This window comes from Paraburkholderia sp. (assembly GCF_035501035.1).
Taxonomy (GTDB): Bacteria; Pseudomonadota; Gammaproteobacteria; order Burkholderiales; family Burkholderiaceae; genus Paraburkholderia.
On sequence record NZ_DATJWR010000173.1, the window covers coordinates 12,404 to 33,135 of the forward strand.

Sequence of the window (20,732 nt, forward strand, 5' to 3'; positions counted from 1 at the left end):
CGGACAGGACTCGTTTCTACCAGGGATGCTGCAAAATGCCGGCCCGGGCACCGTTCCAGCCGCTAATCCGGCCGCGGACCCAGCGTCACGATCACGTTGTGGCGTGCGCCGTCGTCCACCAATGGAAACGCCACTACACCGGGTTCGCACATCCTGCCGTCCACGCTCATGCTGCCCACACCGCGGCAGACTTGGTGAGGATTGTTCACGGCGATCTCGTAGTACGACGTACCGTGGCGCAAGACCGCCGTGAAGCCAGGCCAGGCCCTCGGCACGCAAGGCTCGATCCCGAGTTCGCCGCCGCGCTTGCGCAACCCTAGCAGCCCTTCTATGCCCGCGCGATACATCCATCCTGCCGAACCCGTGTACCACGTCCATCCACCGCGTCCCACGTGTGGCGCGACCGAATGGACGTCGGCGGCGGCCACATAAGGCTCGACCTTGTAGCGGTTCACGCCGCTGCGCGTCCGGCTCCGGTTGACCGGATTGAGCATCGCGAGCAGATCGGCTGCGCGATCGCCATCGCCCAATTGTGCGAATGCCAGCACCGACCACATGGCAGCATGCGTGTATTGGCCACCGTTCTCGCGGATGCCGGGCGGATAGCCCTTGATATAGCCCGGATCGAGCGGCGTACGGTCGAACGGCGGCGTGAACAGCAAGGCGAGGCCATCTTCGCGTCGAATCAGGCGGTCATTGAGCGCGGCCATCGCAAGTGCACCGTGTTCGGCGCTGGCCGCGCCCGACAGTACGCTCCACGACTGCGCGATCGCGTCGATCGCACATTCATCGTTGACTGCGGCCCCGAGCGGCGTGCCATCGTCGTAGTACGCGCGGCGAAACCATGCGCCATCCCAACCGGCGCTTTCGAGCGCCTTCCTGAGCGCCTCCGCGCGTTCCACCCAGCAATCCGCACGCGCATCCTCATGACGCGCTCGCGCGATCGGCGCAAAAGCCACTAGCGTCGCGTAGAGGAACCAGCCGAGCCAGATGCTTTCGCCCCGCCCCGCTTCACCCACCCTGTTCATGCCGTCGTTCCAGTCGCCGGTCCCCATCAAGGGCAGCCCCCTCGTTCCGAACAATCCAAGCGTCTGCTCCAGCGCCCGCGCACAATGCTCGAACAACGTCGCGCTCGCCTGCGCGATGTCCGGCACGAACCAGGCCTCGTGCTCGTCCGCCGCCAGCGGACGGCCTTCGAGGAACGGCACCATCACGTCGAGAATCCCGTGCTCGCCGCTCACTTCGATGTAGTGGGCCACGGTATAGGCAAGCCACGTGCGGTCGTCCGAGATACGTGTACGCACCCCGCCCCCCCCCTCCGGCAGCCACCAGTGCTGCACGTCGCCTTCCGGGAACTGGCGTGCGGCTGCCCGAAGCAGATGCTCGCGGGTGAGCGCCGGGCACGGCAGCGCGAGCGCCATGCCGTCCTGCAGTTGATCGCGGAATCCAAAAGCGCCGCCCGCCTGATAGAAACCCGCGCGCGTCCAGATCCGGCAAGCGAGTGTCTGATAGAGCAGCCAACGGTTGAGCATCAGGTCCAGCGCGCGATCCGGCGTCGCGACCTGAACCGACCCGAGCATGTCGTCCCAGAAGCCGGTTGCCGCGGCCAGTACGCCTTCGAGATCGGCTTCGCGATAATGCGCGACGAGGCGCCTCGCTTCCGTGGCCGTCGCTGCGTCGCCGAGCAGGAACACGATCGTGGTCACGCCGCCAGGCGGCAGTTCGACCCGCGTTTGCAGCGCCGCGCACGGATCGAGCCCGGCTCCGGTCTTGCCCGATAGCGGGCGCTCGTCGTCGCCTCCGGCCAGCGCGGCGGGATCGCTCAACGTCCCATTGCGGCCGATGAACTCGCGCCGGTCGGTGGTCCAGCCGCTCTGCCGGCCGCCGAGATCCGCGAACGCCACACGACCTCGATACGCCTCGCCGTAGCCGTTGCGCACGAAAATCGCGCCCGTCTGCGCGTCGATCTCGCTGACGATGTGCGGCGCCGTTACGGCCCGCTGTGCCCCGAGCACCCATTCCACGTAGGCCGTCACCGAGAGCTGCCGGCTACGGTCCGACAGGTTGCGCAACGTCAGGCGCGAGATCTTCAGCGAATCGCTCAACGGCACGAATTGCAGTAGTTCGAGCGCCACCTCGTCGGCGATATGCGTGAAGCGGCTGTAGCCCTGGCCGTGACGCGCGACGTAGGGTGCCGCGCCCGCGCCATGGTCGCGTACTGGCTGGGCCTGCGGCCCCCACAGCGCGCCCGTGGCCTCGTCACGCACGTAGAACGCCTCGCCGGCCGCATCGCCGACGGGGTCGTTCGACCACGGCGTGAGCTGCCGCTCCCGGCTGTTCGACGCCCACGTATAGCCGCCGCCTTCCGCGGAAACCATGAATCCGCAGGCCGGATTGGCGATCACGTTGACCCACGGCATCGGCGTGTATTGTCCCGGACCCAGCACGACCACGTATTCGCGGCCATTGTCTGCAAAGCCGCCGAGCCCATTGAAGCATTCGAGCCCAGAGCCTGCTGCAACACGCCCCATGCCGGGGGCCCCGTCTCCTTCAGGCGCGGGCATTCGCGCACGTTGCGGCTTCGCAGGCGGGCCGCCCGCGAGCCGCCTGAGCTGTTCCGACAAGCGCCCGTTGCGCGCTGCCAGCACTGCACGCGCCGCTATCGGGAAGAGCGCGCGCGCGTCGTTCGCCATCAGGTCCGCCCGCAACAGGAAGATTTTGCCCGGCGCCGGGCTACCGGGCTGCGGCCGCGACTGGCCAGAGCGCACGAGCGTTTCGAGTGCGGCCTGCAGATCCTGTACATATGACGACGCACGCTCGTTGACGATCACCAGATCGACCTCGAGCCGCTTCATCTGCCAGTATTCGTGCGCGTGCACCAGTTGCCGCACGAGCGCCATGTGCTCGATATCGTCGATCCGCACCAGCAGGATCGGCAGATCGCCCGAGACGCCGTGCGCCCAGAGCGGCGCGGCGCCCACGCCACCGGCTGCGGCGACCTCCGCGGCACCTCGCATCAGGGCAGCGGAGTTCGCCCGCATCGCGGGGTCGCCGTACAGCAGGTAGCCGGCCATGCGCTGGAACAGTGCCGCTTCGTCGGCGCTCACGCCGGTGTGGCGTAACTGCACCTGTGCCTGGGTCCAGGAGAGCATCGCGGCACGGCTGAACGAGGCGCCCTCACGATGCTTGTCCACGAGATCCAGCAACCGCGCGCGCGAGTGGGCGACGATCGTCCAGAACGCGACGCTTGCGGTCGCGCCGGGCGCAACGCGCATGCGCCGGCGCATCGCGAAAACCGGGTCGAGCACCACTCCGGCCGTGCCGCTCAGAACGCGCTCGCTGGAAAGCGCGCGCGGCGAGCGGACGTGGCCGCCGCGGCCAATGAAGCGCAAGCGGTCGGTTTCGACTTCGACGGCGCCGGCCTGATCGGCTTCGACCACCGACAGGTGAGCCGCCCAGACCTCGGGTTCGTCCGGGGAGCGGCGCCGGCGTGTCGCGAGTATCACACCCAGTTCGGCCTCGTACTCTGTCTGCACGAACAGTTTGCTGAATGCCGGATGGGCCTGATCGGCCGCTGGCGTAGCCAGCACGATTTCGGCATACGACGTGAATTCGATGATGCACGCACGCGAGCCGGCATTGGACACCGATACGCGCCGCACTTCCGCATCGTCTTCCGCAGAGACGATCACGTCGAGCGAGGTGGTCAGCGCTGCGTCGCGCCGGACGAACGCCGCCCGGTCCTCCGTGAAGGTCGCGGCGTAACTGTCCGGCACCACGCCAGTAGGCTGCCATGCCGCGGACCAGAAAACACCGCTCTCGACGTCGCGCAGATACAGATAGCTGCCCCAGTCGTCTCGCGTCGCATCCTCGCGCCAGCGCGTGATCGCCAGATCTCCCCAGCGGCTGTAGCCCGAGCCTGCGGCGGTGAGCATGACCGTGTAGCGACCGTTGGACAGGAGATGGGTGGCTGGCGGCGAGTCGCCAGCCGACACGAGGCGGCGCGCGACAGCGGATTCGACGCCGCGCTGCGGCCCCGCGCTCTTCTCTTCGATGCGCAGACGCGCGACTGCCACCCTGCCCGGCATGCGCTCCTGGAGCAGCAGCTCCGTCGCACGGATGGCCGGCTCCGCGTGGAAGAACGCGCGAATCCGCCCGCCTAGCAGCGCGTTGGCAATCGAGACGATCGCCATACCCTGGTGATGCGCCATGAAGGCCCGCACGATCACCCCCTGCCGCCCCGCTGGCACGCGGGAGGGCGTGTAGTCGAGCGCCTCGTAAAAGCCGAAGCGCCCGCCCGCGCCCACCATTTCGAGGCGTTCGAAATTGCGTAGTGCCGCCGTCGGGGCGACCATCGCGGCCAGCGCCGTGGCGTAGGGAGCGATGACCGCGTTGTTGCCGAGGCCGCGCTTGAGACCCAGATCGGGAATGCCGAAACTCGAATACTGGTAAGTCAGCTCGAGGTCCCGAGCGTTGTATGCGGATTCGGAGATCCCCCACGGCAGGCCGAGCGACGCCCCATACGCCATCTGCCGGCGCACCACGAGTTCGTTGGTCCGCGCGAGCAGGCTGCTGGACGGGGCGCGCATGACGAGCGACGGCATCAGATACTCGAACATCGACCCGGACCACGAGACCAGCGCCGCACCACCCGCGACCGGCGTCGCGACACGTCCCAGCCGGAACCAGTGGCGCGCCGGAATGTCGCCTTTGGCGATCGCGACGAAGCTGGCAAGCCGTGCCTCCGAGGCCAGCAAGTCATAGCTGCTCTCATCGAGCCGGCCGTCGGCGACCGAGTAGCCGATCGACAGAAGCATGCGCACCGGGTCGAGCAGGAAGCCGAACTCCATCGCATCGGCCATCTGGAGCGCGGTTTCGGTCAGCCGCTTCAGGCGCGTGGCCAGTTCGGCCGACGCGCTCGCCGAACGCATCACGTCGCGCTCGTGACTGTGAAGCGCGTCCTCCAGCGCGCGCGCCCAGAACAGTACGTCGTCGTTCAGGGCGTCGGGGCGAGCCCGAGCACCGGTCCCCTCGTCGACGAGCGCGCGCGCAATGTCTGAAACGGTAGCGCCGAGCAGCACGGCCTCCTTCCACTCGGGCGCTATTGCGGGTGTCGCGGGTGTCTCGTCGCGAGGCGGGACAGGAAGCGCAGCGTCGAGCCACGCGCGCAGCGCCGCCACCGCCTGATCGAACTCGGCATTCAACGCGACACGCGTGCGCTCGCCGCCCCACACGCGCACGGCTTCGTCCAGCAGATCGAGCGTATCGCCAACGCCCGCGCACGCAGCCCCAAAATCCATGCCGGGAAGCCGCCTGCCCCATGCGCGGCAAGCGTTGCCGAGCGCGATCAAATGGCCAGCGAGGTTACCGCTATCGACGGAGGACACGTACTTCGGTTCGAGCGGACGCAGTTCCTGCGTGGCGTACCAGTTGTAGAAATGCCCGCGATAGCGCGGCATCCGCTGCATGGTGGCCAGCGTGGTCTCGAGCCGCTCGGCGGTGTCTCCCGTACCTGCCCAGCCGAACTCGCTTGCGCTGACCGTAGCGAGCAGGTAGAGCCCGAGGTTGGTCGGCGATGTCCGATGAGCGACGACCGGTTGCGGATCTTCCTGAAAGTTGTCCGGCGGCAGCATCTGGTCGGCCGGCGTGACGAAGGTTTCGAAATAGCGCCACGTGCGGCGCGCATGATGGCGAAGCCGCCGGGCGTCGGCGTCGCTCACGGCGAGCTCTCCTGCTGCCTGCGGCGCCAGGCTCGCCCAGTACGCGAGCGCGGGCGAAGCGAGCCATGCCAGCACGAAAGGCGCCGCGACCCACGCGCCATGACGACCCGTGTACATTGCGGCCACGCCGACCGTCACGCCTGCACCCAGTGCAAGCGCCGCGCCACCGGACATATGCAGCCAGGTGTGGCCCAGCGTGAGCCGATCACGGGCTCCGGCCTCGGCGGCCGTGGTCCATTCGAGCAGGTGCCGGCGGCTGAGCGCCACACGAAACAGGGTCCGCGCAATGGCGTCGCCCATCGACCAGGTCTGTTGCGCCAGCAACACCGTGGAAAGACCGAACCGCCAGAGCGCGAGCCGCAGGTCGGCCAGCCAGACGCTGAACAGACTGCGCGCTGTCGTTTTCACGGACGCACGCCGCCAGCGCGGCATGAGCGCGCCCACTACGGGCAGCAGCACGGGCAGCGCGATCGTGGCGAGCACGAAGGCCGTCCAGCGCAGCGCCGCAGGCAAAGGCAAGAGCCAGCCCGCCAAAAGCGCGACGAACGCCGCCGGTGCGATAACCGTGCGGCGCAGGTTGTCGAGCATCTTCCAGCGGCCAGTCGCCCCCAGCGCGAGATCGGGCCGCCGATGCACGCTCAGGAGCCACGGCAACAACTGCCAGTCGCCGCGCGCCCAGCGATGCTGACGGGCTTCAGAGACGTCGTAACGCGCGGGATACTCCTCGACGACTTCGATATCGGAAGCCAGTCCTGCCCTCGCGAAAATGCCCTCGAACAGATCGTGACTGAGCATCGTGTTCTCGCTCACGCGGCCGGCCAGCGCAGCCTCGAACGCGTCGACGTCATAGATGCCCTTGCCCGTGTAGGAGCCTTCGTCGAACAGATCCTGATACACGTCGGAGACGGCCGCCGCATAGGGATCGATTCCGCTGGGGCTGGACACGATTCGCTGGAACAGCGACCCTTGCGTGCCGACCGGCAAGGAAGGTGTCACGCGCGGCTGAAGCACGCCATAGCCATCGACAATGCGCTGGCTCGTCGCATCGAATACCGGACGATTGAGCGGATGCGCCATCTTGCCGACGAGGCGGCGCACCGAGTCGCGTGGCAAACGGGTATCGGCGTCGAGCGTGATGACGTAGCGCACCTCTGGCGGAGCCGTGGGCGAGCGTCCGTCGATCTCGACGAACGTCGTATCCGGCGCGCCGCGCAGCAGCCGGTTCAGCTCGCGAAGCTTGCCGCGCTTGCGCTCCCAGCCCATCCACTGGCCCTCTTCGCCGTTCCACGTGCGCCGCCTATGCAACAGCAGGAAACGCGGCGTGTCGCCGCTGCCCGGATACTGCCGGTTCAACTGGCCGATGCCCATGGCCGCGGCGCCTAGCAGCGCTTCGTCACCTTCGACGTGCTCCGTCGGAGAGTCGGTCCAATCCGTGAGCAACGCGTAATACAGTTCGCCGTCGGGGCTCGCCAGATGATGGATTTCAAGGCGTTCGATCTGCTCAGCCAGCGCGTTGGCCGAAGTCAGCAGGACCGGCACGGCTACGACGGTGCGCAGACTCGCTGGGATGCCGTCGCGCAGCGCGAGTCCGGGCAGCACGATCGCACCGATGTCGCGCATCACGCCGCGATTGACGATCGCCACCGCGACATCGACAGCGGGCAGCAACCCGGCGAGCGCAAGGCAGATCAACCAGACCGGCGGGGTCCTGAAGCCGGTCGAGAACGTCAGCATGGCGGTCAAGATCAGCGCGGCCAGCAACAGGATCCGGAAGAGATAGCCAGTCAACCCGGCCCGCCGCGTCAAGCGAGGCAGCCAGAGCGCAATGGGCGCGCGGTAGCCGATCGCTCGCTCCAGCACGCGACGACCGTTCGCGAGCAGGTAGTAGCCGGGCTCGCATTCGCGGCGCGCGGCCGCCCCCTCCAGCCGCGCGGAGAAAAGGCCGTCCTGCCCGGCATGAGGCGCCGGTGCCGTGCCCGCTTTCCCGCTCAACGCTGCCCGCGCCATTTGTGCCGCCGCGACGGCGCGCCGCGCGACATCCGTCTCGCTTGCCGGCGAGCCGCGCGCGAGCGCCTCGATCGCGCCTCGATAGAGGTTGCGTGTCGCGAAGTCCATCTCGACGAAGCCGCTATGCGTGCGCAGCACGTCGTCTACCGGGCTGATGCGCTCGAACAACTCGGTCCAGTTCACGTCCGAGATCAGGCGCATGCTGGTAATGACGTTGCGCACCGTCACGCTCGCGGCCCCTTGCTGCTGATGCACCGTCGCGACAATCCGCTCGGCCGTCGTGTGATGGGCGCCGAGGCGCTCGTGCAACCAGAGGAGAGCTGGCGTCGTCTGCGGATCCTCATCGTGCAACCGCTGGAGCAATTGCACGCAGAACGTGTCGCGCAAAGACGATCGCTCGTAGTGCGCCGCCAGCGCGGCCAGGTCCTCGGGCGCATGCCCATCTACGCCCAGAAGACGATCGGCCATCGCATCGGCGTCGAGCCGCGCGGTACGGCCCTCGGTGATCTGATCGGCAAGGCGGCGCAGGTTCTCGATCAGCACGATGCGTAGCGTGATGGCCACGGCCCAGAGTTCACCGATCGTCAATGGCTGCACCGTCTGGTACGCCCGCATGAAATGGCACAAGAGATCGGGATCGAAGCGACTGTCCGTGTGCGCGACGAACGCCCACGCAATGCCGAACACGCGCGGATACCCGGCGAACGGACCGTTGCTGAGCTTGGGCAATTGCCGGTAGTAGCTCGCAGGCAGGTCGTCACGCACCTTGCGAACCTGTTCGTCGACGAGATAGTAATTGTCGAGCAGCCATTCGGCCGCAGGCGTGATCGCCTCGTCCATCGCCGCGGCTGCGGCGGTCGCTTCATACGCGTGCATCAGACGGCGCGCGTTGTCCTTGAGCCTCGTGGCCAGAGACGGCCCGGCGCGCGTACCGCGCAAGATGTTCTGCGCGCTCGCGAGGCTCCTCGCATGCTGCGCCAGACGCTCCTCGCCGAATAGCTCCTCGCGCACGGGCTCCCTGCTGTTCCAGGGTGAAATCAAATCATGGCGGCTGGAAACCCGCAAGAACGAAAGGAACAAATCAGACTCCCTTGATATCGCCGGGGCCAATGCCCGCGCCTGGTCAAATCGCCCATACGCCTCTCGCCGAGCGCGAATGGTTGTTCGCGCAACGGATTGGCACGGCGCAATGGCCCGTGAAATTGCCGGCGTACACAGTCGACGTGTTCACGGCGCCCGGTCGGGCCGCGCTCGGGCGGCCGCCCGATGTCCTCGCCGATACCATGCGAAGCCGAACATCCACGCCATGCCGCCGATGATTCCCCACAATGTCGCTGTCATTTCATGCCCTTCTCAGTCCACATCCATGGATGGATGCTGGACGCCTGCGCTCAGCGAGCGCTGTTGAGTCTTTGCGCCGCCGGCAATGTCAGCCGCACCCAGGTTCGCCATTTGATGCCGCTGCCTCGCCCAGTACCGCATCGCCAGATAAATCGCGACGAACATCGCCGCCATGGTGCCCACGAGGTAAGCCGTTACTGTTTGGCTCATCTTGCCCTCCCTTGAAGTCGGAATCCGATCGATAGACAATGCCACTCCCGCCCGGCCCCTCGCCGGAACGAATCAGGGAGTCTTGTTCAGAAACGCTTCAGAAACGCAGAAGCGCGCGGTCATCACCCTCGTGCGCGAGTTCATCGGCGCAGGCCTGTGCGATATAGGCCGACCTGCCCATATGATGCTGTCGCGCCGCCAGGTCGATCTCCTGCAGCAAGCTTTTGTCGAGGCTAAGCCGAATGAACACGGAGTGCGACTGGACGTCCGCCAGGTCGATATCGACAAACATCCACAAGCCTTCTCCATCGTCCAATTCGAGCGCCTGCAGCTTCGACATATCGTCGGTCGGCGCAGGGATGATGCGTTCGCTTCGGTGATACGTCCGTTGCACGAGGCGCGCAGCGTCTAGCGCCAGATCGTCGAGCGTGTCCCCTTCCATTTCGAGCCACGGAAAATCTGCGAACGTGCCGCGATAGCCTTTGCCGTCACGCCGTTGAACATAGAGGGGATAGTGCACAAGCGTCTCCTGACTGAGGCGAGAGAGGTTCCTCGCATGAACCCCGATCATGCGGCCCACACGGCCGCACGTCTGTACGGTGCAGTACCGTCCTGCATCCCGCTGCACGAATCCTGGCGCATCGAGTCGCGACACCCGCGAGACACATCGGACAACGAATTTGTACGGTGTCGTACCGCCTCGCGAAGGGATTCGGCGTAGCGTCAGCAACATCGTCGGATACCCAGGGAGAACATCATGCGTGGACGGACATCAATCTTGAGCGCGACGGGCCTCGCCCTCGCGCTCGTGCTGGCGATTCCCGCCTGCACCACAACCGGCCCATCGACCACAAGTGGTCAGCAAATGGACAAGCGTAAAACTATCGACGCAAGTGTCGACTCGACCCTTGCTCGTCTTTATGCCGACGCAAGCGGCTCGCGCGAACTGGTTTCCAAAGCCAAAGGCGTGCTGGTATTCCCGTCCGTGATCGATGCGGGCCTTGTGGTCGGAGGCCAGTACGGCGAAGGGTCACTGCGCGTGAACGGTCATACGGTCGGCTACTACAGCACGGCCACCGGATCAGTGGGCTGGCAGATCGGCGCCCAGTCACGTGCGATCGTCTTCCTGTTCATGACCGATGAATCGCTCAGGCGGTTCCGCAGCACGGATGGATGGTCCGCGGGCGGAGATGCCTCTGTCGCAGTCCTGAAGATCGGGGCAAACGGCAACGTCGACACGACCACTGCGACCGGTCAGGTCGATGCGTTCGTGCTGACGAACAACGGCCTGATGGCCGGCGCATCGCTCGAAGGCACCAAAGTCACGCGACTCAATTCACTCTGATTGATTTGGCGGCCGGCGCTTCGAATGCCATCGATGCGCCGGTCTCGACATCATGGAGGCATCATGTTGCGAAGCATAAAAGATCTGCACGGATGCAATGTCCGTGCTTCGGACGGTGAAATCGGCAGCATCAATCAGGTCTATTTCGACGACGAGGCGTGGGGCGTTCGCTACCTCGTGGTCGATACCGGAAACTGGCTCCACGACAGACAGGTGCTCATTTCTCCATACTCGCTCAAGCACGTAGACTGGTCGTCGAACGCAGTCTATGTCAAGCTGACACGCCAACAGGTGCGTGACAGCCCGACACTCGACACGCACAAGCCGGTATCGCGCCAGCACGAAATCGAGTACCTGCGTTACTACAGCTATCCGACGTATTGGGGCGGACCGAATCTGTGGGGAATGGGTGCGTGGCCGGCGTTCGATGCCGCTGCGCAGGAGCTCCCTGCACCCGCCCCGATACGCCCCACCCTGAACACCAACCGCGCGTTGCCGGACGTCCATCTACGCAGCACGGACGAGGTCAGGGGCTACCACATCGAAACGATAGACGGAACCATCGGGCACGTTTCGGGTTTCATCTTCGACGATCGCGCCTGGGTCCTGCGCTACCTGAAAGTCGATACGAGCAACTGGTGGCCCGGCGCAAAGGAAGTGCTGATCGCCACGCGCTGGATCGAACTCGTCGACTGGTTCGCTGCAACCGTGTCGACCTCGCTCACGCGCGACACGATTCTGCGTAGCCCGGGCTACGACGACTCGATACCCGTTCATCGAAGCTACGAAGTGGCGCTACACGAGTTCTACAACCGCGAAGGATATTGGTCGGAACCTGCGCCGCCGCCTCAGACGCCCAGTAGCGAAAGCGCTCAAGACGCAGATTCAGCGAACGAAGATGGCCACTCGAAGCCGCGCCAGCCACCACGTTACGAATAAGTACGCTACATGTCCGCTCGCAGGCCGGGCGGGCTGAAATTCCCATCGCCCCCATGCCCGAGGCTATCGGGCGGCGAGGGATCCGGCTTGCATACCACGATCCTGCCGCCGCCTGTCATGGTGCTTCAGGCATTCGACACCGACTCTGCATGAAAAAGCCGACGCTTCGCCGGCTCTCCCTTTTCCGTCTTTCAGGACGGACAGCCGGTCCTGATTGAGTTCCGGCATTGATCAAGAATACATCGCTTCCGTGATGGTCCGAGGTTACGCACGGCTCTTCGCTCGCTATCGCTGTTGCCTGCCGCGCGACTCCCCTCCCCGTTATGCTCGACATTCCCTGCGTCTTCAAGCATTCAATGATCCGGACAATCAGAAGCCCGGTCTGTACGGCATTGGACAATTGCGACATTTCATTTCAATGCAAACGGACAAATCCGTTGTCGCACTTGCCGAAGCCTGCCGCGGCTTCAAAAGAGCCATTCGAGCAACGTTTCTCGCTCCTCACAGCGCCTTCAGATCGGGCAGCAAGCGGTCGAATTCACGCTTCACCACGCTATAGCATTCACAGACGCGCTTTTCGAGCCCGGGCCGATCCAGCACCTCGATGTGGCCGTAGCTATAGCGGATCAACCCGGCTTCCTGCAGCTTCATCGCGGCTTCGGTGACCCCCGGTCTGCGTACGCCCAGCATGTTGGCGATCAGCTCCTGGGTCATTTTCAGTTCGTTGGATGGAAGCCGGTCGAGGCTCAACAGCAGCCAGCGGCACAGTTGCTGATCGATCGAATGATGACGGTTGCAAACGGCGGTCTGCGCCATTTGCGTGATGAGCGCCTGGGTGTACCGCAGGAGCAGCCGTTGCATCGGACCACCACGACAAAACTCCTCCTTGAGCAGGCGGGTATCGAGACGATACGCCTTGCCCGCGCTCTGCACTACCGCGCGGCTTGGCGTGGTTTCTCCGCCCATGAAAATGGCAATGCCGACAATTCCCTCGTTGCCCACGATGGCAATTTCCCCTGAAGCGCCGTCTTCCATGACGTACAGCAGCGAGATGATCGACGTCGTCGGGAAATAGACGTGGCTGAGTTTGTCGCCCGATTCGTAGACAACCTGCCCCAATGGCATGTCCACCTGCACCAGATGGGGCGAGAGACGCTCCCACTCGGCCACAGGAAGGACCGAGAGCAAGTGATTCCCGCTCAACCGCTGTTCGTCCGTCATACCCCGCTCCAGAATATCCATAGCGTAACCCTCACCCGCGAAGTGGCGTGGCCCGGTCATTATCTGTTTAAGAAAGCAGGCGCAAACTAAGAAAGCAGGCGCAAACGCCGAAGCCGAGCAGCCCATCGGCGTGTAACCTCGATGCGCAGCGCTCGGATCGTGTTCCGCCGCCCATGCCGTCTGAGCACCCCGTCTGAGCATCGAATCGGCTTTCTGAGTGCTGCCAGCACGCTATGCGCCACGAACTCCGGCGCGGCCAAAACGTCGGAGCACGGCGCGTGCCCATCGGTCTCACCGCGAACCCGGGACCCATGTGACACACGGCGGAGCAGTCCAACAGACCAATTTACCGTTCGATGCCGTACCGACTGCCGCACAGATCCCGCGCATGCTAATTCCGCCGGACCAGCCCGTCTTGCTGGGTACGATCGGTGAACACTTCAAGCCGCATCGCGTTGCAAGCAACGCGAGGTCATTATGCGCCGGATCAGGTATTCATTGTCTGCGCTGATGGTCGCAATGCCGGACAGGACCCATGACTCCACGAAGCCACTCCCCCGAGTTCCGATATGCACATGGGTGAGTAACCCGCCTTGAAGGCGAACCTGTCTTTTTTCACGGACATCGCACGATCGATTCGCGCCAGTCCAAAACGTGGCGGTTCCCATATGGGGGCAAATATGGCCAGGCAACGTGACAACAGGAACGGCGACCACTCGAGCAGCGGCACAGCTGAATCGACACTGGTGGCACTGACAACGCAGATCTGCGGATTCGTCCATGAAGGCGTGCTCGATAGCCGATGTGCCGCCAAGCTTGTCAGGCGGCTAAGAAAGGAAGCGGCAGCCATCTCGGAGGCGGGAAAGACGACGAAATCCGGTCAAAAAGAACTGGCACGTACGTTCGACGCAGTCGATTCGATTCTGCGTAACCACGATGCTGGGTTGCTGGTCGCGGCTAACGCCGCGCTGCGCGCGTCAGTTTCGCCCGGTTGAGAAGGAGAATATCGCAACCGGGTCCTCAGAGCATCGGCCTGGGCACTGGCGATCTGCGCATTATCCGGTCACATTATCCGGTGCTGGGAACGGTCCGCAGCCAACTCATTGGTACACGGCTGCGCGGCATCGCGGTGGGCCGCTAAACCGCCATGAGTACAAACATTGCCGCTACCGCAACACCCATCACGCCGGTTGCAAGCCAGCCCACAACGCGCACGCTACCCGCAATGGTGAGTTCCCCCATCACGCCCGGATGCGCCGCCATCTTCATGACGAGCACCATGATCGGAACCGACGCCACGCCGTTGATGACGGCACTCCAGAAAAGCGCCTTGATCGGGTCGATTGATGTGAAACCGAGTGCCAGGCCCACGACGGTCGCCAGCACGATGATCCCGTAGAACCGTTTCGCCAGCCGCGGGGCCAGTTCCAGACTGTTTTTCCACCGGAAGGCGCCGGCCATCGCATAGGCGGCCGAGCCGGCGAGAACCGGCAACGCAAGCAGTCCCGTGCCGATGATGCCGAGACTGAAAAGCAGGAATGCAAACTGTCCCGCGATCGGTTTGAGTGCGCTCGCGGCCTGTGCAGAGGTCTGAATATCGGTCAGGTTGTGGGCGTGGAGTGTCGCGGCGGTCGTCAGTACGATGAAGAACGCGATGAGGTTCGAGAAGCCCATGCCGATCCGGGTGTCGGATCCAATGCGCCTCAGGTTCGCCAAAACCAGCCAGGGCGCCTTCTTGAGCGCATGCTGCCCGTCCGCCGCGTGCAGTTCCTCGACCTCCTGGGAGGCCTGCCAGAAAAACAGGTACGGGCTGATGGTCGTGCCGAACACCGCGACGATGGTCGTCAGATACGCGCCACTCCATGTCGGCCGGGGAAACACGGTTCGGGCGGCCACGGTTATCCATGGAATCTTCACGGCGAACACGACGCCCACATACGCGAACAGCGCGAGCGTGAGCCATTTGAGCACCTTCACGTAGCTTTTGTACGGGACGAAAACCTGCAGGACGAGTGAAAACACAGCGAACCCGACGGTGTAAAGGCGAGTGGGTCCGCCCACGACGAGATTGACGGCCGCGCCCATGGCGGTCAGGTCGGCCGCAATGTTGATCGTATTGGCGACGAGCAGAAGCACCACCGCGCCATAGAGCAGCGACACGGGATAGTGACGCCGGATATTGGTTGCCAGCCCGTGGCCGCTGACCCGCCCGATCCGTGCACTGATGATCTGGATGGCTACCATCAGCGGATACGTGAGCGGGATCGTCCACAGGATGTTGTAGCCGAATGCCGCGCCGGCTTGCGAGTAGGTGGCAATACCGCTCGGGTCATCGTCGGCTGCGCCGGTAATCACCCCGGGGCCGAGTTTCTCGTGCCATGCACCGGCCGGGCGCTCGTTGGCTGTAGTGGACGTGAGGTTGGTCGTCATGCGAACTCCGCTACCCGGGCCGGCCGGCAATGCACATTGATCGGTGTGCCGCCTGCACCGTAGCGGGTGCGGGTGGATTGTCGCGACATGGACCCGCACTGACGGCGTCCGTGCTGCCAATGGCATTGCGCAATATGCATGCCCCACCCCGGACGACGTGATCTTCGAGGCGAACACGCCGACGCTCGAGCCCGGACAAGCTCTATATACGGGCCAGATGCTCGTGATTGCGCCACTGCAGGAGCACGCAGGGAGCCCGCAAACGAAGCGGGCCTTGCGGATTGATCCGCAAGGCCCTGCTTTTGGCGCGATGCTCGCCCGCGAGCAACTGCGCCTTGTTTCAATACGTATCGAATGCGCGCTGTAACGCCGCCTTGTGAGTCTCACCCGCCGCGAGTGCGAGCAGCAACAGCACGCGCGCCTTGTACGGACTGAGCGTGCCGGCCGAGACGAAGCCAAGCGCATCGTCCTGCGCAGCGCCATTGTGCATGACGTGACCGGAGCCTACGCGCGAAGCCCGAACGACGGCCACGCCCTTCCCGGCCGCCTCCGCGAGCGCCTGCTGCAACGCGCCGTGAATCGAGCCGTTGCCGGTGCCCGCCACGACGAGGCCGTCCACACCCGCGGCAACGAGTGCTTCGACCGCCGCGCGCGATACACCCGCGTAGCTCGTCACGATCTCCACCTGCGGCCACTGCGAGGGCGTCGTGAACGGCGCATCGACCGTATGCGGACGCAGCGCGCGACGCTGGAATTCCACGCGAGCGTCCTGCACCCAGCCCAGCGCGCCGATTTCGGGCGACTGGAACGCATCCACCGCGTAGGTGCTGAACTTCGCGACATCGCGCGCGCAATGAATGCGGTTGTTGAACGCCACGAGCACGCCTTGCCCCGCCGCCGCTTCGCTGGCTGCGAGCGTGACGGCGTTGAGCAGATTGAGCGGACCGTCGGCCGAGAGCGCCGTGGCCGGCCGCATGGCCGCCGTCAGCACGCACGGTTTCGCGCTCTTCACCGTGAGGTGCAGCAGGTATGCGGTTTCTTCGAGGGTATCGGTGCCATGCGTGATCACCACGCCATCGATCTCGTCGCTCGCCAGCAACTCGTTCACGCGCTGCGCGAGCGTGCTCCACAACGCGAGCGACATGTCCTTGCTGTCGATGCTCGCGACCTGCTCGGCATGGATCTGCGCGATGGCGTCGAGGCCCGGCACGGCGGACAGCAGTTGCCCGACGCCGATCACGCCGGCCTGATAGCCGGCTGTGTTCGCCGCGTCGGCCGCGGAGCCCGCAATGGTGCCGCCGGTAGCGAGCACGGCGATGCGCGGCAGGGGCCTGGCCGCTGCCGCGCGAGAGGAAGTCGAAACGGGAGTATTCATGGCGGCGATTTTAAGCGATCCGCCGGCCGCCGCAATAATCAGGCCGTCTCGTCAAGCCGCCTCGTCAGCCCACCTCGCGCAGTTGGCTCGCGATCTGCTGCTCGGTGAGCTGCGGCGCGAACATCTCGATGAGCCGGTACGCGTACTGGCGCAGGAAAGCGCCCTTGCGCAGACCCACGCGAGTCGTGCTCGCCTCGAACAGATGCTGCGTGTCGAGCGCGACGAGCTCGCTGTCGCGCTTCGGGTCGTAGGCCATCGCCGCCACCACGCCCACGCCCATGCCGAGTTCGACATAGGTCTTGATCACGTCGGCGTCGATGGCGGTCAGCACCACGTCGGGCACCACGCCCACCTTCGCGAATGCCTGGTCGATATGCGAGCGGCCCGTAAAGTCCTGATCGTAGGTAATGATCGGATACTCGGCGACGTCCTCTAGCGTGAGCTTCTCGCGGCCCACGAGCGGATGCGTCTTCGGCACCACCACGACGTGATGCCACGAATAGCACGGAAACGTCACGATGTCCGGGAAACGGTCGAGCGCTTCGGTCGAAATGCCGATGTCGGCCTCGCCGTTGATGATCATCTGCGCGATCTGCTGCGGGTTGCCCTGGCGCAGCGCGAGATGGACCTTCGGAAACACCTCGCGGAACTGGTGCACGACCTTCGGCAGCGCGTAACGCGCCTGCGTGTGCGTCGTCGCGACCACGAGGTGGCCGCTGTCCTGGTCCGCGAACTGGCGCGCCACGCGGCGCAGGTTCTCGGCGTCGAGCAGCATGCGCTCGATCAGCTGGTGCACGGCCTTGCCCGGTTCCGTGAGGCCGGTCAGACGCTTGCCGCGACGAATGAAGATGTCCACGCCGAGCTCGTCTTCGAGATCCTTGATCTGCTTGGAAACGCCCGACTGCGACGTATAAAGCGCGTTCGCCACTTCGGTCAGGTTCATGTTCTGCCGCACGGCTTCGCGCACGAAACGCAACTGCTGAAAATTCATGGTCTTCTCTCCGAAACTGCCGACCGTTTATTCGTTTTAGTCAATGTGAGCGCGCTTGCGCGGATTACGCGTTCGCTTCGCGCTTGTTTCTCGCTTATTTTTCGCTTGTTACGCGCTTCGTCGCGCGCCTCATTGCGCAGGAAACACGCGCAGCCCGCGCGGCACCGCCGTCACGCCCTCGCCTACCGTGAGCCCCAGCGCGCGCCACGACTCGCGGTCGAGCTCGGCTTCGAGCGCGCCGCCCGCGCGGCTTTCGAGCTCCACGCGCACCGAGCCGCCGAGCGTCACCACGCGGCGCACGTCGACGACGATGCCCTCGCGATGCTCTCCCGCCTCGCGATGCAGCACGAGATCGTGGGGCCGCACGTAGGCAAGCGCCGGGCCTTCGAAGCTCGCGTGCACTGGCACCGCCTGCGCCGCGCCGTCGGCTACGAAGCCGCGCCCGTCCACGCGCCCGCGCAGACGGTTCGCCGCGCCGAGGAATTCGTAGACGAATGCGGTCTGCGGATGATCGTAGACGTCCTGCGGGCTGCCCACCTGCTCCACGCGTCCGTGGTTCATCACGACGATGCGATCGGCGACTTCGAGCGCCTCTTCCTGGTCGTGCGTGACGAAGATCGTCGAGATATGCAGATCGTCATGCAGACGACGCAGCCATGATCGCAGTTCTTTGCGCACCTTGGCGTCGAGCGCGCCGAACGGCTCGTCGAGCAGCAGCACCTTCGGCTCCACGGCAAGCGCCCGCGCGAGCGCGATGCGCTGGCGCTGGCCGCCCGAGAGCTCGGACGGATAGCGCTGCGCGAGCCAGTCGAGCTGCACGAGCTTCAGCAGTTCGTGCACCTTCTCACGAATCACGGCTTCCGAGGGCCGCTCGTGGCGCGGCTTCACGCGCAGGCCGAACGCCACGTTCTCGAACACCGTCATGTGGCGAAACAGCGCGTAGTGCTGAAACACGAAGCCCACCTGGCGCTCGCGCGCGCCCACCTCGCCCACGTCCTGACCTTGCAGCACGACCTGGCCCGCGTCGGCGAATTCGAGACCCGCGATCACGCGCAAAAGCGTGGTCTTGCCACAACCGGAAGGTCCGAGCAGCGCGACGAGTTCGCCCGCAGGGAAATCGAGCGACACGTTGTCGAGGGCGGTGAAGTCGCCGAAGCGCTTTTGCAGATTGCTAACGGTGATACCCATTTTTACTGCTCTCCTGTCGGCCACAGTCGGCGCTTTGGCGCGTTGCCGTGGCCCCGCGAAATGCTACTGTTGAACCGGTTGACTCACGACGCGAGGCGCCCCCGCGTGCTGCACGGCATGTTGCAGCGGGCCCGCATGCGCGGGAATCTCATCTGCGCCGCGCAGTTCGGCCGAAACGCGCCGCTCGGCGAGCAGCTTCAGGCCGAGCGTCACGAGCGCGAGCAAGGCGAGCAGCGAAGCCACGGCGAACGCCGCCGCGAAGTTGTATTCGTTGTAGAGGATCTCGACATGCAGCGGCATCGTGTCGGTCTGCCCGCGAATATGGCCCGACACCACCGACACCGCGCCGAACTCACCCATCGCGCGCGCATTGCAGAGGATCACGCCGTAGAGCAGACCCCAGCGGATATTGGGCAGCGTCACGCGGCGGAACATCTGCCAGCCCGAGGCGCCGAGCACGTGGGCGGCCTCTTCCTCGTCGTTGCCTTGCGCCTGCATCAGCGGAATCAGTTCGCGCGCGACGAACGGGAAGGTCACGAAGATCGTCGCGAGCACGATGCCGGGCACCGCGAAGATGATCTGCACGTCGTGAGCTTCGAGCCACGGCCCGAGCCACCCCTGCGCGCCGAACAGCAGCACGTAGATGAGACCCGATATCACGGGAGAGACCGAAAACGGCAGGTCGATCAGCGTGGTGAGCAGCGCCTTGCCGCGAAACTCGAACTTCGCGATCGCCCAGGAAGCCGCGAGGCCGAAGGCCAGATTGAGCGGCACCGCGATCGCGGCCGTGATGAGCGTGAGCTTGATCGCGGAAAGCGCGTCGGGATCGACGAGCGATTCGAAATAAAAGCCGATGCCCTTGGAGAGCGCCTGCCAGAACACGGCGACGAGCGGCACCACCAGAAAGAGCGCCAGAAACGCAAGCGCAATGCCGGTCAAAAGCCAACGCACCCAGCGCGCTTCGGTCACGGGGTCGGGTCGGCCCGCGCCCGGTCGGCGCATGCCTCGTTGTTGCGACGGCGTGCTCATTGCGCACCTCCTGCAGCGCCCACAGCGCCCACATTGCCCGTCACACCTGCGCCCGCATGCGGCGCGCTGCCCGCCGACGCGCCGCGGCTCGTGCGGCGTTGCAGATACCACTGCAGCGAATTGATGAGGAGCAGCATGACGAACGAGACGCAGAGCATGACCACGGCAAGCGCGGTCGCTCCCGCGTAGTCGTATTGTTCGAGCTTCGTGATGATGAGGAGCGAGGTGATTTCCGACTTCATCGGCACGTTGCCCGCGATGAAGATGACCGAGCCGTATTCGCCCAGCGCCCGCGCGAACGCGAGCGCGAAGCCGGTGAGCAGCGCAGGGAGCACCGACGGCAGCACGACGCGGCGAAACGTGAGCCAGCGTGTTGCGCCGAGGCACGCGGCGGCTTCCTCCTGCTCGCGCTCGAAGTCCTCCAGCACCGGCTGCACCGTGCGAACCACGAACGGCAGGCCGATGAAGGTCAGCGCCACGAGCACGCCGAGCGGCGTGAACGCGACCTTCAGACCGAGCGGCTGCAGGAACTGGCCAATCCAGCCGTTGCCCGCGTAGACGGCGGCCAGCGAGATGCCCGCCACCGATGTCGGCAGCGCGAACGGCAGATCGACGAGCGCATCGACGACGCGTTTGAACGGGAACGGATAGCGCACGAGCACCCACGCGAGCAAAAAGCCAAACACGGCATTGATGACTGCCCCGCCGAACGCGGCGAGGAACGTGAGCCGGTACGAGGCGATCACGCGCGGCGACCACACGGCGCGCACAAACTGGTCCCAATCGAGCGTCGCGGTCTTGAGGAAGGTGGCGGCAAGCGGAATGAGCACCACGAGGCTCAGGTAAGCCACCGTGATGCCAAGCGTCATGCCGAATCCCGGCAGCGCACTGGGCTTGCGTAACTGAAACGTCGTCATGCTCATCGTCCAGACATGG

Annotated in this window: 13 protein-coding genes; 3 read left to right on the forward strand and 10 right to left on the reverse strand. The window is 65.0% G+C overall.

What is annotated here, in order from left to right; all coding sequences use genetic code 11:
- Nucleotides 1-62: 62 nt before the first annotated feature.
- The 3 genes from VMJ11_RS11940 to VMJ11_RS11950 form a co-directional block, all read right to left on the reverse strand.
- Nucleotides 63-8,807, reverse strand: coding sequence for a GH36-type glycosyl hydrolase domain-containing protein (locus tag VMJ11_RS11940; RefSeq protein WP_414694374.1), 8,745 nt, complete (start codon nt 8,805-8,807; stop codon nt 63-65).
- Nucleotides 8,808-9,080: 273 nt separating this feature from the next.
- The gene (locus VMJ11_RS11945) at nt 9,081-9,278 is read right to left on the reverse strand and encodes a hypothetical protein (protein ID WP_325619615.1); all 198 of its coding nucleotides are present in this window, start codon (nt 9,276-9,278) and stop codon (nt 9,081-9,083) included.
- Between the two features lie 97 nt (nt 9,279-9,375).
- Nucleotides 9,376-9,798 (reverse strand): type II toxin-antitoxin system HicB family antitoxin, encoded by a 423-nt coding sequence (locus VMJ11_RS11950; RefSeq protein WP_325619616.1) that lies wholly within the window; start codon nt 9,796-9,798, stop codon nt 9,376-9,378.
- A gap of 237 nt (nt 9,799-10,035) precedes the next feature.
- Between VMJ11_RS11950 and VMJ11_RS11955 the strand changes: the two genes are divergently transcribed.
- Together VMJ11_RS11955 and VMJ11_RS11960 are read left to right on the forward strand one after the other, a co-directional pair.
- The gene (locus tag VMJ11_RS11955; RefSeq protein ID WP_325619617.1) at nt 10,036-10,623 is read left to right on the forward strand and encodes a BPSL1445 family SYLF domain-containing lipoprotein; all 588 of its coding nucleotides are present in this window, start codon (nt 10,036-10,038) and stop codon (nt 10,621-10,623) included.
- A 63-nt stretch (nt 10,624-10,686) separates the two neighbouring features.
- Nucleotides 10,687-11,562, forward strand: coding sequence for a PRC-barrel domain-containing protein (locus VMJ11_RS11960; RefSeq protein ID WP_325619618.1), 876 nt, complete (start codon nt 10,687-10,689; stop codon nt 11,560-11,562).
- Nucleotides 11,563-12,063: 501 nt separating this feature from the next.
- On the opposite strand, the gene VMJ11_RS11965 is transcribed toward VMJ11_RS11960, so the two are convergent.
- Nucleotides 12,064-12,783 (reverse strand): Crp/Fnr family transcriptional regulator, encoded by a 720-nt coding sequence (locus tag VMJ11_RS11965; RefSeq protein ID WP_325619619.1) that lies wholly within the window; start codon nt 12,781-12,783, stop codon nt 12,064-12,066.
- Nucleotides 12,784-13,376: 593 nt separating this feature from the next.
- Here VMJ11_RS11965 and VMJ11_RS11970 point away from each other — a divergent pair.
- Nucleotides 13,377-13,778: a hypothetical protein gene (locus VMJ11_RS11970; protein WP_325619620.1), complete on the forward strand. Its 402-nt coding sequence runs from the start codon at nt 13,377-13,379 to the stop codon at nt 13,776-13,778.
- A 142-nt stretch (nt 13,779-13,920) separates the two neighbouring features.
- Here the strand turns inward: VMJ11_RS11970 and VMJ11_RS11975 are convergent, their stop codons facing one another.
- The 6 genes from VMJ11_RS11975 to cysT all read right to left on the reverse strand — a co-directional run bounded on the left by VMJ11_RS11975 (nt 13,921) and on the right by cysT (nt 20,713).
- Nucleotides 13,921-15,213, reverse strand: a complete 1,293-nt coding sequence (locus tag VMJ11_RS11975) for a divalent metal cation transporter (RefSeq protein WP_325619621.1) — start codon at nt 15,211-15,213, stop codon at nt 13,921-13,923.
- Between the two features lie 340 nt (nt 15,214-15,553).
- Nucleotides 15,554-16,588 (reverse strand): asparaginase, encoded by a 1,035-nt coding sequence (locus VMJ11_RS11980; RefSeq protein ID WP_325619622.1) that lies wholly within the window; start codon nt 16,586-16,588, stop codon nt 15,554-15,556.
- A 64-nt stretch (nt 16,589-16,652) separates the two neighbouring features.
- Complete coding sequence (locus tag VMJ11_RS11985) at nt 16,653-17,579, reverse strand: CysB family HTH-type transcriptional regulator (RefSeq protein WP_325619623.1); 927 nt, start codon at nt 17,577-17,579, stop codon at nt 16,653-16,655.
- A 129-nt stretch (nt 17,580-17,708) separates the two neighbouring features.
- Nucleotides 17,709-18,767 (reverse strand): sulfate ABC transporter ATP-binding protein, encoded by a 1,059-nt coding sequence (locus VMJ11_RS11990; RefSeq protein ID WP_325619624.1) that lies wholly within the window; start codon nt 18,765-18,767, stop codon nt 17,709-17,711.
- Between the two features lie 63 nt (nt 18,768-18,830).
- The gene (cysW, locus tag VMJ11_RS11995; RefSeq protein ID WP_325619625.1) at nt 18,831-19,796 is read right to left on the reverse strand and encodes a sulfate ABC transporter permease subunit CysW; all 966 of its coding nucleotides are present in this window, start codon (nt 19,794-19,796) and stop codon (nt 18,831-18,833) included.
- On the reverse strand, nt 19,793-20,713 hold the full coding sequence (cysT, locus tag VMJ11_RS12000) for a sulfate ABC transporter permease subunit CysT (RefSeq protein ID WP_325619626.1): 921 nt from the start codon (nt 20,711-20,713) through the stop codon (nt 19,793-19,795). Before cysT ends, cysW begins: the two co-directional genes overlap by 4 nt.
- Nucleotides 20,714-20,732: the final 19 nt, after the last annotated feature.

What these genes read in the sequence shown, in the direction of transcription:
- cysT (WP_325619626.1), bottom strand. Translation starts at nt 20,713, where the DNA reads ATGACGACGTTTCAGTTACGCAAGCCCAGTGCGCTGCCGGGATTCGGC.
- cysW (WP_325619625.1), bottom strand. Translation starts at nt 19,796, where the DNA reads ATGAGCACGCCGTCGCAACAACGAGGCATGCGCCGACCGGGCGCGGGC.
- VMJ11_RS11960 (WP_325619618.1), top strand. Translation starts at nt 10,687, where the DNA reads ATGTTGCGAAGCATAAAAGATCTGCACGGATGCAATGTCCGTGCTTCG.
- VMJ11_RS11965 (WP_325619619.1), bottom strand. Translation starts at nt 12,783, where the DNA reads ATGACGGACGAACAGCGGTTGAGCGGGAATCACTTGCTCTCGGTCCTT.
- VMJ11_RS11975 (WP_325619621.1), bottom strand. Translation starts at nt 15,213, where the DNA reads ATGACGACCAACCTCACGTCCACTACAGCCAACGAGCGCCCGGCCGGT.
- VMJ11_RS11985 (WP_325619623.1), bottom strand. Translation starts at nt 17,579, where the DNA reads ATGAATTTTCAGCAGTTGCGTTTCGTGCGCGAAGCCGTGCGGCAGAAC.
- VMJ11_RS11945 (WP_325619615.1), bottom strand. Translation starts at nt 9,278, where the DNA reads ATGAGCCAAACAGTAACGGCTTACCTCGTGGGCACCATGGCGGCGATG.
- VMJ11_RS11955 (WP_325619617.1), top strand. Translation starts at nt 10,036, where the DNA reads ATGCGTGGACGGACATCAATCTTGAGCGCGACGGGCCTCGCCCTCGCG.
- VMJ11_RS11990 (WP_325619624.1), bottom strand. Translation starts at nt 18,767, where the DNA reads ATGGGTATCACCGTTAGCAATCTGCAAAAGCGCTTCGGCGACTTCACC.
- VMJ11_RS11980 (WP_325619622.1), bottom strand. Translation starts at nt 16,588, where the DNA reads ATGAATACTCCCGTTTCGACTTCCTCTCGCGCGGCAGCGGCCAGGCCC.